General features: G+C 54.8%; 10 protein-coding genes. 4 read left to right on the top strand and 6 right to left on the bottom strand.

Annotated features, from left to right (window positions below; all coding sequences use genetic code 11):
• Positions 1 to 35 precede the first annotated feature (35 nt).
• Together HF685_RS08980 and HF685_RS08975 are read left to right on the top strand one after the other, a co-directional pair.
• Positions 36 to 1232 carry a parallel beta-helix domain-containing protein gene (locus HF685_RS08980; RefSeq protein ID WP_168819421.1) on the top strand — a complete coding sequence of 399 codons (1197 nt, stop codon included), beginning with the start codon at positions 36 to 38 and terminating at the stop codon, positions 1230 to 1232.
• Positions 1232 to 2269 carry an SO2930 family diheme c-type cytochrome gene (locus HF685_RS08975; protein ID WP_168819419.1) on the top strand — a complete coding sequence of 346 codons (1038 nt, stop codon included), beginning with the start codon at positions 1232 to 1234 and terminating at the stop codon, positions 2267 to 2269. The genes HF685_RS08980 and HF685_RS08975 overlap by 1 nt, the downstream gene beginning before the upstream one ends.
• Positions 2270 to 2292: 23 nt before the next feature.
• Here the strand turns inward: HF685_RS08975 and HF685_RS08970 are convergent, their stop codons facing one another.
• Together HF685_RS08970 and HF685_RS08965 are read right to left on the bottom strand one after the other, a co-directional pair.
• Positions 2293 to 2715, bottom strand: a complete 423-nt coding sequence (locus tag HF685_RS08970) for a DUF2147 domain-containing protein (RefSeq protein ID WP_168819417.1) — start codon at positions 2713 to 2715, stop codon at positions 2293 to 2295.
• A 59-nt stretch (positions 2716 to 2774) separates the two neighbouring features.
• A complete protein-coding gene (locus HF685_RS08965; RefSeq protein ID WP_168819415.1) occupies positions 2775 to 4007 on the bottom strand; it encodes a multidrug effflux MFS transporter in 1233 nt (410 codons plus the stop codon).
• An 82-nt stretch (positions 4008 to 4089) separates the two neighbouring features.
• Here HF685_RS08965 and HF685_RS08960 point away from each other — a divergent pair, with 82 nt between their 5' ends.
• Positions 4090 to 5661 carry a pentapeptide repeat-containing protein gene (locus HF685_RS08960; RefSeq protein WP_168819413.1) on the top strand — a complete coding sequence of 524 codons (1572 nt, stop codon included), beginning with the start codon at positions 4090 to 4092 and terminating at the stop codon, positions 5659 to 5661.
• Between the two features lie 45 nt (positions 5662 to 5706).
• A complete protein-coding gene (dinB, locus tag HF685_RS08955; protein ID WP_168819411.1) occupies positions 5707 to 6846 on the top strand; it encodes a DNA polymerase IV in 1140 nt (379 codons plus the stop codon).
• A 107-nt stretch (positions 6847 to 6953) separates the two neighbouring features.
• On the opposite strand, the gene HF685_RS08950 is transcribed toward dinB, so the two are convergent.
• From HF685_RS08950 to HF685_RS08935, 4 genes are all read right to left on the bottom strand, one after another.
• Entirely contained in the window at positions 6954 to 9296 is a 2343-nt protein-coding gene (locus HF685_RS08950) for a TonB-dependent receptor (RefSeq protein ID WP_168819409.1), read from the bottom strand.
• Positions 9297 to 9484: 188 nt separating this feature from the next.
• On the bottom strand, positions 9485 to 10885 hold the full coding sequence (locus HF685_RS08945; RefSeq protein WP_168819407.1) for a glutamate--cysteine ligase: 1401 nt from the start codon (positions 10883 to 10885) through the stop codon (positions 9485 to 9487).
• Between the two features lie 80 nt (positions 10886 to 10965).
• Positions 10966 to 11547 carry a YqaA family protein gene (locus HF685_RS08940; RefSeq protein WP_168819405.1) on the bottom strand — a complete coding sequence of 194 codons (582 nt, stop codon included), beginning with the start codon at positions 11545 to 11547 and terminating at the stop codon, positions 10966 to 10968.
• Positions 11548 to 11814: 267 nt separating this feature from the next.
• Positions 11815 to 13371, bottom strand: coding sequence for an alanine/glycine:cation symporter family protein (locus tag HF685_RS08935; RefSeq protein ID WP_168819403.1), 1557 nt, complete (start codon positions 13369 to 13371; stop codon positions 11815 to 11817).
• Between the last annotated feature and the right edge of the window lie 8 nt (positions 13372 to 13379).

Raw genomic sequence — 13379 nt, 5'->3', positions numbered from 1 at the left:
TCAGCCATTATCTCCCGCAAATAAGGGAGAGAGTCATGTTTCGTACCACCATCATCACTGCTGCGCTTGTGCTGGCGCCCGCGGCATTTGCCAAAACCATCACTGTTGAAGCCGGAGCCGATGCGCAGGAGCGGTTGCAGGAGGCGTTGATTCTTGCCGAACCGGGCGATGTGGTTGCACTGGGCGAGGGTCAGTTTGATCTCACCGACGGCCTTTCGCTGGATGTTGACAAAGTGACGCTGAAAGGCGTTGGCATGAACAAAAGCGTGCTGAGTTTTGCCGGACAGCTGGGCGCTGGCGAGGGCTTGCTGGTTACCTCCGACGACGTGGTACTGCGCGATTTTGCGATTGAAGACAGCAAGGGCGACGGGATAAAATCGAAAGGCGCGAACCGGATTGTCTATCACGCGCTGCGCGTCGAATGGACCGGCGGACCGCTGGCGACCAATGGCGCTTACGGCATTTATCCGGTCGAATCCAAAGATGTTCTGGTGCAGGATAGCTATGTTCGCGGTGCATCGGATGCGGGAATTTATGTTGGCCAGTCGGACAATATCATCGTGCGCCGCAACACCGCGATTGAGAATGTCGCAGGCATCGAGATTGAGAACAGCTACAACGCCGAAGTGACCGAAAATCTGGCCACCAAAAATACGGGCGGTATTTTGGTATTCGATCTGCCGAACTTGCCGCAGATGGGCGGTCACAATGTGCTGGTCGCGCGCAATGCCGTGATTGACAATAATACCGATAATTTTGCGCCGGAAGGCAATATTGTTGCCGGTGTGCCAGCCGGAACTGGGGTGATGGTAATGGCCAATCGCAATGTTCAGGTGACCGAAAACCTGCTGGTCAACAACGGCACGTCGAATGTGATGATTGTCGCCTATACCCAGAAGTTTGACGATGCCACTTATGACCCGACGCCGCGTTATGTTATGGTGACATCCAATGTCCACGGCACTGCCGGTTTCGCGCCCGATTTTGAGGGCGGTTCGCAACTCGCCGCTGCAATGGGCGGTTCGCTACCGCATATCCTTTATGATGGCCTGGGCAAGGGCGTCACTGTGAATGAAAATAAGACCGTAGGGGCCATGACTCTGGGGCTGACCAGGGTGGGCCAAAGCCGGATGGAGGCAAAGCCGGCGCCATATAAAAACGATGCCGCAGCGACCACGGCCGCTCTTGCGCCAATCACGCTACCTGCTTCGATGGAGGCCGCGCTTAAATAATGCGCCTGCTTGCCTCTGCCATTGCAATCTGTCTGGTGGCGGTGGCCGCGCGGGCCAGTGATACGCCAAAGCACGCGCCCGTGGCGGATGCAGTCATTAGCGGCGAGGGACTTCCCAAAACCCTTTCCGAATTCGGTTTCTTCAAGGATGTGTCTGGTGAGAGCCCCAATGCGGGCGTCATCCCCTACAAGCTGAATGCGCCGCTGTTTTCTGATTATGCCGAGAAGTTTCGCTTCATCTACATACCGGACGGCAAGATGGCCAGCACCACGAGCGATAGTGAACTGATCGACTTCCCGGTTGGATCTGCCCTGGTTAAAAGCTTTGGCTACCAACAGGGCGGCAAGATGAAGTTGCTGGAGACGCGGGTTTTATTGCACCGTGCCGACGGCTGGCTGGCACTACCTTATATCTGGAACGAAGAGCAGACCGAGGCGACGCTGAAAGTGGCCGGGAAACGGATCGCGATCAATTTTGCCGATCCTTCCGGAAAAACGCACGATATCCAATATGGTGTGCCGAATAAAAACCAGTGCAAGGAATGTCACTCGCTCAAGGATGCAGTGATGCCAATCGGGCCAAAGATGCGCAATCTGGAAAGTGCGTCAATTGCAAGACTGCTTTCGGCCGGAAAGCTCAAAATGCCTGCGAGCATTGCCGCCATGCCCGATTATGCCGACACTTCTGCGCCACTCCAAAACCGCGCCCGCTCCTATCTCGATATTAATTGCGCCCATTGCCATAATCGCCAGGGTTCCGCGAGCAACAGCGGGTTGTTTCTCACCTATCAGGAACCGATCGGCCCTAACCTGGGTATCGGCAAAAGGCCAACGGCGGCCGGACGTGGCAGCGGCGGACTGGAATTCGCCATCGCGCCAGGCGAGCCGGATAAAAGCTATTTGATATTCCGCATGAAGAGCCTTGATCCCGGCATTGCGATGCCCGAAGTGGGGCGTTCAACCGTGCATGCCGAGGGTGTGGAATTATTGGGTGAATGGATCGCGGAGATGAATGAGACGGGCACGGATCCTAGTTAACCTACATCGAATGAGCCCGGGCCCTAGTTAGCACGGGACCAGTTCTGACCCTGACAAATAAAAGCGATGCAGCCCTTGACCTTTAATTTATTCGAAGACGTCAGGCTGACTTCTGACCGGTAGGTCTTACCGGTTTTCGGATCATAAATTTTGCCCCGCCAGATGTCGCCATCGGGTTTGAAGCCATAGAGAACATTGCTGCCAAGCAGCGTACGGCTGCGCAAATTCTTGTTGGGATTATTGACGTCTTTCTGCCCGGCACCATTGGGCGGGGTGACCAGATATTTCGCTATCGTACCGCATATCGTGGTGCCGCATTTGCCGATCCGCACGATCGCATCGCCGTCCTGCGTCTTCCAGTTGCCGTTAATCGCGTCAGCGGCTAGCGCAGGCGTTGCAACGGCTAATCCAGTAGCAGCCAAAGCCAGATAAAATTTATTACGCATATAAATCCGTCCCTTACAGAAGAATACCATCCCGTTTATGCATTCGCGTCTAGACGGTTTCAGGTTACAGCAGTCTGAACACGCCGGAATAGCTGCCAATTTTCCGCCCATGCAATGAACATAAATGAGGCTGCCCCGCAAACCACAAAACCGGCTACCAGTGGCACGGTGGTGCCATCAAATTGCAGGCCAATCGCTCCGCCAATACCGGCTGATATCCCGCTTCGTGCGAAATTCTGGAAGGAGGAAGCAACGCCAGCAATCCTGCCAAAAGGCTGCATCGCAATCGAACTGAAATTTGCGCCGGTCAGACCGACCATTCCCATGGCCGGTGCCAATAATGCTATGAATATTGTAAGCGTTATCTGTCCCGAAAGCGTGAAACCCAAATGCACCAGTCCCAGGGTTATGAAGGTGATCAGCGCGCATTGCGACACCCGCCGCGCCCCAAAGCGCATGACTATCCGCGAGTTGACGAAACTGCCCAGCGACATGCATCCGGCATTGAGCGCGAAGGCATAGACAAAAATATCGCCCGCGCTGAATGTATCAAAAAACACCTGCTGAGCTGATGCAATAAACGCAAATAATGGCGCCATCATCAGGCCGCTCGCCACAACATGGCCAAAGCTGTTGCGATGGAAAATCACTTGCCGCCATGCGCTGGTGACGGATCCAAATGCTATCGGTGTTGCATCATCGGGATGCATCGTCTCGGGAAGCCGGAGCATCACCCAGACCAACACCGAAAACCCGACGACGGACAGCATCAGAAAAATCACGTGCCATTCGGCAAAGAACAGGATGATTTGCCCCAATATCGGAGCGGTTATCGGCACGATCATGAATATCATCATGATGGTTGACATCATCCGCGCCATTGCGTCGCCGTCATAGCGGTCGCGAATGATGCTATTGGCCAGTACCCCCATGGCCGAGGCCGCCAGCCCCTGAATGAAGCGGGCGATCAGCAACAGGTCATAATCATCGGTAAACGCACAGATGATACCGACAATCGTATAGATGGATATCGTCACCGCCAGGATCGGTTTTCGGCCATAGCGGTCGGCAAGCGATCCATAGATGATTGAGCCGAAGGCCATGCCATAAATATAGGATGTGACAATCCACTGGCGATCATTAGGATCGGTCAGCCGCAGATCCTCAGAAATTAGCCCCAGCGCCGGCAACATCACATCAATAGCGAGCGCATTCAGCGCCATTAAACTGGCCATCATGATGATCAGTTCTTTGGGGCCGATAGGGAAGGGAAGGGGCGTCGATTTGTTCATATATCTGTTCTTGGGCGAGGCTATGGCAACATGTGTGATGCGTGGCTATAGATTAATCTGATATCGGGAAGGTTTTAAAGCCATGTTGACAAAGTTACTTGCGGCTTTTGTGGGCGCCATATTCGTTCTCGCGAACCCCTATCCGGCGCGGGCCGTAATTTTGGAACCGGCACTGACGTGCTACTCGGTTTTTGACGATATCTGGAGCGATGGCAATACCGACATTGAGCAGCGCGAGATTGACGGCAGCGCGCTCAAAACCCCTGCAGACTTTAAGCGCACGAACGGCCAGCGACGGACGGGTTTTTCTATCATCAAGGGCGGCGATTTTTCGGGCTGGGACTTTTTCGGCATGCCGCTGGAGCGCACCTGTTTTGTCGAGGTCAATCTGGCCGATACTGATTTTTCCAAAGTGGATACGACCGGCATTGGCTTTATCAAATCCGATTTGACCGGAGCAAATATGCGGGGAGCCAAGTTGGCCGGGGTCCTGTTTCGGGATGCCAAGCTGGAAAATGTCGATGCGCGCGGTGCCGATTTTTCTGACGGTCACTTTGACGGCGGCTGGTTTGAAGGCAATGTTGCCGGCTGGAATCTCGATGGCGCAAATATGCGCGGCTTCACATTTGCGTGCGGGATAACTTTGCCCGATGGTTGCCCGGTCTATTCCGGCGGTGCTCCGATCAGCGCGCGCGGGACCGATTTCACTGGAGCAACACTGCACAGCTTTGGATTATATAATATCATTACCGACGGCGCAAAACTGGATCAGACGATCGTTGGACCAGGGCAGCTGCCACAGCTGCGAACGGCGGACATAGGAGGTGATTTGATATTGCGCGGTGGTGATAGCGATGTGCGGATTACACCGGTTGAAGTCAGAACGCTGCTGGAAGAATATGCCAGTCAGGAGGTGATTGCCTCTAATCCCTCTTTCGATTGTTCCGCCGCCCGGAGCAAAGTCGAGGAAGAGATTTGCGGTGAATCTGCCAAGGATTTGCGGCTGCTGGACCGGCAGATTGCCGTGTCGTACAAACGGGCGAAAGTGGCTGACCCCAAGGTCACCGCCAGCCAGCAGGCATGGCTCCGGGCACGAAACCAATGCAATGCCGAAGAATATGCCGCTGACTGTATCCGCGAGAGCTATGCATTGCGTAAAGGCCAATTATTGGGGCAACTCGGCGAGAGCGATTGGCTTGCCGCAGGAGAGGAAGCGTTGTTTGTCAGCGACGTGCTGCCGCTCCCTCACGAATTTTCAAAAACGCCGTTGTTCGCCAAAATCACCCCCGCGCTGGTCGGTGCATCAATGACCGAAATACTGGTGTCGCGGCGCGAGGACGGTCTCTATTCGATCAAAGGATCTTCGGTCGGTGCCAATGCCCATACCTGTACTCTGGGCGCTGATATCCTCTATCTCGACAAGGCAACCGGCTGGTATTCGATTGTGACGGAAGGGCCAGCGGTTCCGGTGTTTCAAATCATCGATGACCGCCTGACAGTTTTCGAGAACGGCAAGGCGGACTATGCGAAATATCCCGAAGCATCAAACTACGCCAGTTGCGGCGCGCGGGCGAGCTTTCCCGAAACCATGCGCATCAACATCGACGAGCAGACGCTCGAGAGATATCGCAAGGCGCTGAACGAAGAGATGTAGCGTTTGGCTCTCCCCAATCCGCCTCATATTGGCTAAGCTAGCCATATGGCTGACACCAACCCGCTTGATTCCGGCCATACCGGCATCCGCAAAATCATCCATATCGATATGGATGCCTTTTTTGCGAGCGTCGAACAGCGCGACCATCCCGAACTGCGCGGCAAACCGGTTGCCGTCGGCGGATCGGCGGCGAGGGGCGTGGTCGCGGCGGCTTCCTATGAAGCTAGGGTCTTTGGCGTGCGGTCGGCGATGCCTTCGGTCACCGCCAAGCGCAAATGCCCTGATCTGATTTTCGTTAAACACCGGTTCGAGGTTTACCGCGAAGTCTCCCGGCAAATTCGTGCGATTTTCAAAACCCATAGTGATCTTGTCGAGCCGCTTTCGCTTGATGAGGCGTATATTGATGTAACGCCGGAAAATGGCGGTGACAAAATGGGCATTGGCAACGCCACCCGTATTGCCGAGATGATCCGTGCCGAGATCAAAAAACAAACCCAGCTGACCGCCAGCGCGGGTGTTAGCTACAATAAGTTCATCGCCAAAATCGCCTCTGACCAGAATAAACCCGATGGTATTTGCGTGATCAAACCGCATCAGGGCGCGGAATTTGTCGCGCAGCTTCCGGTGCGGCGGTTCTTTGGTGTTGGCCCCAAGACGGCGGAGCGGATGGCGAAGCTGGATATCCACACCGGCGCCGACCTGCGGGCGCAATCCGAAGATTTCCTCCGCCAGCATTTCGGCAAGTCAGCGGGCTATCTGTTTCGCGCCTCTCGCGGTATCGATCACCGGGAATTGCGCGCCAACCGTATCCGCAAGTCAGTCGGCGGGGAGCGGACGTATGGTGAGGATCTTGTCACCGATACTGATCTGCAGGATGCCTTTGAGAATATCATCAATATTGTCTGGAACAGCATCGAGAAATCCGGATCGCGTGGGCGCACGGTGACGTTGAAAGCCAAATATGCCGATTTCCGGCAAGTGACGCGGTCAAAGTCTGCCGATCATTATGTCGAAAATAAGCAGGAATTCAGCGAGATCAGCCGTGAGTTGCTCGAACAAATCATGCCGGTTGAAAATGGCGTGCGGTTATTGGGCTTAACTCTGGCCAATCTGGAAGGCGCGGAAGATAGCGAAAACGAAAACGAGGATAGAACCAAGTCTGCGCAGGAGGCCTTCGAGTTTTAACGCGGAATGTGCCCCGGCCTGAGCCGGGGCACTATGCATCTGAAATTTATGGGCCTCTAAAATTTATGGGCCTCTAAAATTTATGGGTCTCAAAAATTTAGAGGTCTCTAAAATTTAACCCCGGCCTCAACGCCCCAGATACGCGGTTCATTCACAAAACCGGTGAGGTTGTTAAAGTCGATCGCGCCAACAGCAGACTGGTCATTGGTGATGTTGCGGACAAAACCGGCAATGTCGAACCTGTCGGTGCGGTATCCGATGCGCAGGCCGCCTTCAAGCTGGCTCTTGTCCTGAAACTCAACAGAGTCGTACAGGAAGAAGTTGATTTTCGAACGGTAGGACCAGTCGGTAAAGGCGTAAATATCACCATTGCCAACCGGGATATTATAGCTTGCCGTCCAGCTGGCGATCCAGCGCGGGCTTTGCGGCAGGCTGTTACCATTTATGCTGACAATTGCCGCAGAGAAAGGCGCGGCCGGAACCACAATCGGATCAAGTGGGGTGCAAAGCGAGACGTTCGGGAATGTATCCACCCGAGTCGCGCCGCAAGCCGCAGTGGTCAGTCCCGCATCCTGTATCTCGGTGTTATTATAGCTAATACCAGCAGTTAGCAGCAGGTTGGGAATCGGCTTCAGTTCCCCGTCAAGCTCAAGGCCGTAGCCGCGCACGTTATCGGCATTAATCAGCCGGTTGGCATTGATGCCGCCGCCAACAGCCGTCAGTTGTGCATTGTTCAGATCATAATAAAATCCGTTTAGATTAAGCCGCGCGCGTCCGTCCAGAAACGTGGTTTTGACGCCGGCTTCATAAGACTGGATGGTTTCCGAATTACCAATGGTCACGCCGTCTTCCAGCGGCATTGCGGTTGCAGGCGGAAACAAAATACGCCCCTGTATGCTCGGCGCGCGATAGCCTTTGGCGGCACGGGCGTAGAGATTGATATCATCGGTCGCGGCATAGGTGATGCTGGCATCCCAAGTGATATTATCATCCTTGACCGAGCGGGTGACGCTGCCGAGCGGATTTTGCAGGAACGTGGGAAACTGGGTGTCCTGGGTACGGGCAACGAAATAATCGCGCTTGTCATTATTATAACGCAGGCCACCGGTAATGCTGAGCTGGTCGGTCAGCGCGTAGGTCAGCGATCCAAAAATACCGAAGGCTTCACTGTCCTGTCGTTGGCTAACAAGAATATTCACGCCGCCCGGCGCGTTAAGCGGATCGCCGAGCGTGGAGTAATTTTCGCTGACAATGCGCAGACGTTCGTCAAAGTAAAAGAACCCGGCCTGATAGCTCAGTGGGCCGTCATTATTACTTTCCAGACGGATTTCTTGCGTAAACTGGCTCAGCGCCGGTACGCTGTCCCGGGTTTCAGCGGTAAAGGGAATATCGCCGGGGCCGAACAACGCCGGTGGCAAAAAATTTGCGCCAAATCCGCCATCAACATCGCCCACCGATGTTGCATCGCCAGTCCAGTAGCTGGTTACCGAGACCAGAGAAACGGGGCCGAAATCATGGGAAAAGCGGCCTGCAAGATTATAGGTTTTGACCTTTTGTTCGTTCTGGCCATCAGTCGATACGGCATCGCGCCGGTAATTGGCATTGAGGCCGCCCTGGCCTCGGGTGAAGACGTTGGCACGAAACACGCGCGCTGTGCCATCAAGATTGCGATATTGTCCGGTCAGCAGCAATTCCGTATCGTCATCAGGCTGGATGAGAAGCTGCAAGCGGGCTGCAAATTCGTCATAACCTTCCAGTGCATTGGCTTGCGGCGCGGAAGGATTAACATTGTCGATCCAATCATCCTGCCGTTGATACATGACGGAAAAACGGGTGGATACTTTCTCGCCCAGTTGCAGGTTGAAGGCGCTCTGGGCATTGACAGCATTGAAGCGACCATAGCTTACTTTTGCATAGCCGTCGGTTTCATCCGAAGGCTTGACCGAGTCAAACTTCACGATACCAGCTGGCGTGTTGCGACCAAATAATGTCCCCTGCGGTCCGCGCAGAACTTCGACGCGGTCGAGGTCGAAAATCGGGAAACCTTTCAGGATCGGATTTTCCAGAACCACATCATCATAGACCAGACTAACCGGCTGGGAGGCATTGAAATCAAAATCGGTATTGCCGAGGCCGCGAATATAAAAGCGCGGGAATGTACGGCCGAAAGAGGATTCGACGACGAGGCTGGGCACACGGGCCGAGAGCGCGCGAACATCTTGTCCGCCAGATCCGATGGCGGCTAGTTTTTCGTCGCTGATCGTAGATATGGACAGCGGCACGTCCTGCAGATTTTCTTCGCGTCGTTGCGCGGTAACAATAATTTCAGTGAGCGCGGATGGATCGGCTTGTTCGCCGTCCTGCGCCAGGGCCGGCTGCGACAGGCCGCCAGCGAGCATAGCGCCAGCAAGGGCGAGACATGAGATTTGTGTGTGTGATGGTAAGCGCATGTTTATCTCCGGCAATCCAAAAGAGAGAATATGCGGAAGAATATACCCCCGCTTATGCGACCGCCTACTGACGGTAAGAATCCGAACCAGTCAAGTTGACATCATTGTAAGAAGGGCAGTTTTCTGCACTTTAGCCAGAAGTGTTGCAACGATGTGACAAAATCAGCGATTTCGCGAAAATCAGATTATTAGAAACTCATCTCGTCATAGATGCGGCTGATGTCGCCATTCCACTCGCCATGATAAAGGTCGAGCAATTGCTGTGCCGGGGATTTCCCCTTTTTCACGATATCGCGCAGGTCATCAAGAAATCCGGTTTCATTATCGCCAGACGTATTCAAACGCCCGCGCGCTTTTAATCCGGCATAGGCAATATCGAGCACTTCACCCGCCATATCGAGCAATTTCCGGCTTTCTCCGTTTCTGGCAGGAATGGACGCAAGCAAACCGTCCTTTGGCACAGCGTTACGCAGTGCCTCGCGTTCTTCCATCGTCCAGTCCTTTACCAGGTCCCACGCCGCATCAAGCGCAGTCTGGTCGTAGAGCAGTCCGACCCAGAAAGCCGGTAGCCCGCAAATCCGGTCCCACGGCCCGCCATCTGCACCGCGCATTTCCAGAAAGCTTTTCAAGCGCACTTCGGGAAAAGCGGTGGACATATGATCATTCCAGTCGCTGATCGTCGGTTTCTCACCCGGCAGAACGGACAGCTCGCCTTTCAGGAAATCCCGGAAACTATGCCCCGCGGCGTCGATGTAAAGCCCGTCGCGGAACACGAAATACATCGGTACATCGAGCATGTAATCGGCATAGCGTTCATAGCCAAAGCCGTCTTCAAACACGAACGGCAGCATGCCGGTACGATGCGGATCAGTGTCCGACCAGATATGGCTGCGATAGCTTAAGTAGCCGTTGGGTTTGCCTTCGGTAAATGGGGAGTTGGCAAATAGAGCCGTGGCTAATGGCTGCAGCGCCAACCCGACGCGGAACTTCTTCACCATATCGGCTTCGCTGGAATAATCGAGATTGACCTGTATCGTGCAGGTGCGCAGCATCATGTCGAGACCCATAGTGCCAACCCGCGGCATATGGTCGAGCATAATCTTGTAGCGCCCCTTTGGCATGATCGGCAGGTCGGCGCGGGTTTTATCGTGCCACATTCCCATGCCCAGAAAAGCTTTGCCGGTTTTGGCCCCAATCGCCTTGACCTGCTTCAAATGCCGCCCGGTTTCGTTGCAGGTCTGGTGCAGGTTTTCAAGCGGAGCGCCGGAAAGTTCCAGCTGTCCGGCTGGCTCCAGACTGACCGTGCCATCTTCGCCCGCCATCGCGATAACGCGCATTTTGCCGTCCTGACCGAGTTCTTCAACCGGCTTCCAGCCAAATTCCTGCAGGCTCAGCAGCAGGTCTTTTATTCCGCCGGGTTCATCATAGCTCGGCGCATGATGGTCATCGACGCAATAGACAAATTTCTCATGCTCTGTGCCGATGCGCCAGCGGTCTCTGGGCTTTTCGCCTCCGGCCATCGGCTCGATCAACTGGCTGGCATTTTCGATCACAGGATCGTTGCTATTTGAAACTTGTCTGGTGCTCATGGGTTCCGCTTAAGCAAGTGGTCAGGAATGCGCTAGAAATATTTTGTTGGTTCGACCCAAGCCAGATTAGAGCAAATATTTCACAGTAGATATTTTATGGCAACAAATCCGCCAACAAAAAGCACGCCGCCAACTGTGGTTGCCAGCGCAAAATTCTTGTCGATCCACTCTTTCATCGGCGGTCCAAAATAGCGCAGCAGAACGGCGACCAGAAAAAATCGGGCAGCACGGGCAACGATTGCCGCAGCTATCAGCACGTAGAGCGGCATGGCGGTGCTGCCCGCAGCGATGGTAATGACCTTGAACGGCAGAGGGGTGAAACCGGCGAGCAGGACAACCAGCCAGCCTTGTTCGTTAAAATTCTGGGCGAACACATCGAATTTGTCGGCAAGCCCGTAGAAATCGAGAATGGCGATGCCGACCGTTTCAAACAGAAAAAACCCGATGGCGTAACCAAATAGTGCGCCTAAAACAGAAGAGATTGTGCAGATAAACGCATACCAATAAGACCGCTCCGGCTTTGCCAGACACATGGGCGCAAGCATGACGTCCGGCGGGATCGGGAAAAAGCTGGATTCAGCGAAGCTGATACCCGCCAACCATTTGGTTGCCTGGGGATGGCCGGCTTTTTCCAACATCCATTCGTACAGTTTTTTGAGCATTTTTTTTAAACCTCAAGCGCCGGGCGCGGACATCCGTCCGCTTGGCTATCCTCGCATAAGCTCGGGCGGCCAGTCAGCCTTGCCTCGCTTCGCTCGGAATAACATTTCACGATGGCAGAAGGTTTCAGACCGAGTGAATAATCGCGAGGCAAGCGCGACTGCGCGCCGGGCGAGAGCCCGCCCCGTCGGAGGCGTTTGCGCAGCAAACTGCCGCGAGACAAGATAACACCCTGCCCGGCGCTTGAGGTTAAAACAAATAACACCAAATCAATGCCCCGGCGTACCGGCCACCTCTTCCAGCAACTCTTTTGGTGTTTCCCGTCCGTGATCGGTGCCTGCGGCGCGATTGCCCTTCGCCAGTGCGAAGACCACACCGGAGAGCGCGAGCAGCGCGACAATATTGGGCAGCGTCATCACCGCGTTGGAAATATCACCGAGACGCCAGACCAGTTCCAGCGGCGCGAAGCTGCCGAGGAAGATCACCACGCACCACAAGACACGCCAGCCCACATGCAGCGCTTTTTCGCCTTTCAGGGTGGAGCCGGGCAGCAAATCATAGAGATAGGTGATTGCCCGTTCGCCGTAATAGCTCCAGGTCAGCAGGGTGGTGAATACGAACAATATCAGCGCAACCGATGCCACTAATGTTCCAGCCGGAATACCGAATATCTGATAGGGAAATGCTGCGGCATAGGCACCGGATGTCATCGCAAAGCCGGTCAGGTCTGACTGCCAGGCGTGCTTGACAGCCTGCACTGTCCCGTCTGCCGCTGTATGGCTGAAGCTGCCTTCAACCGTGAGCATCACCAGCGCTGTCATGGTGCAGATTACAATGGTATCAATGAACGTGCCCATCATGGCAAAGCGGCCCTGCGCGGCAGGATCGTTGGTTTGCGCAACCGCGTGGGCGATTGGCGTGGAACCCTGGCCTGCCTCATTGGAGAAAAGCCCGCGCGCGACACCGGCGCGGATCGCGATGATGATCGCAGCGCCAAGGAAGCCGCCGCTGGCTGATTGGGCGTTAAATGCGCCGCCAAAAATGCGCGAGAATGTTTCGGGCAGGTCCGGAAAGTTAATCACCAGCGCGATCAACGCCATCAGCAAATAGGCGCCCGCCATCCATGGGACGATGGTTTCTGCCACCCGGCCGATTGATTTAACGCCGCCGATAATGACGATAAACACCGCAAGCGCAGCGACGATGCCGCCGACCCATGCTTCAACTCCAAAGAGTTCGTTCGCGCTATCGCCCAGACTATTGGCCTGAATTCCGTTGCCGGTTACGAGCGCGGAAAACAATGTGCCGAGACAGAACAAGACCGCCAGCCACTTCCATTTCGGGCCAAGACCAATAGTTATGTAGCTCATCGGTCCACCCCGATAGGTGCCGTCTTCGGCTTGTTCGCGGAACCGCACGGCAAGCGAACCCTCGGCAAATGCGAGCGCCATGCCAAACAGCGCGGTTATCCACATCCAGAAAATCGCACCGGGGCCGCCAAGGGTGATTGCGGTCGCAACACCAGCGAGATTACCGGTGCCGACTTGGCCCGATAACGCCGTGGAAAGCGCTGCAAAAGGTGAAATTTCACCCGCGCCTTCGTTTTTGGATTTTTTAAACAATCCTGCCAGTGCTGGAAAAAGGCGCCGCAGCGGATAGGCTTTCAGACCAATCATGAAATAGAGCCCGGCACCTAAAAGAATGATGACCATCGGTGGCAGCGGCAGAACCTCTGCCCCGTCCCAAGTACCTGCCCAGATAAAATCCGATACATTGGTGACGCGGGCAATCGCTGCCTCTGCGCCGGTCATTGGTGCTGTACTCATATTCTACT

The sequence above is a fragment of the Parasphingorhabdus halotolerans genome (genome assembly GCF_012516475.1).
Taxonomy (GTDB): Bacteria; Pseudomonadota; Alphaproteobacteria; order Sphingomonadales; family Sphingomonadaceae; genus Parasphingorhabdus; species Parasphingorhabdus halotolerans.
This window is presented reverse-complemented; position numbering and strand designations above follow the sequence as displayed.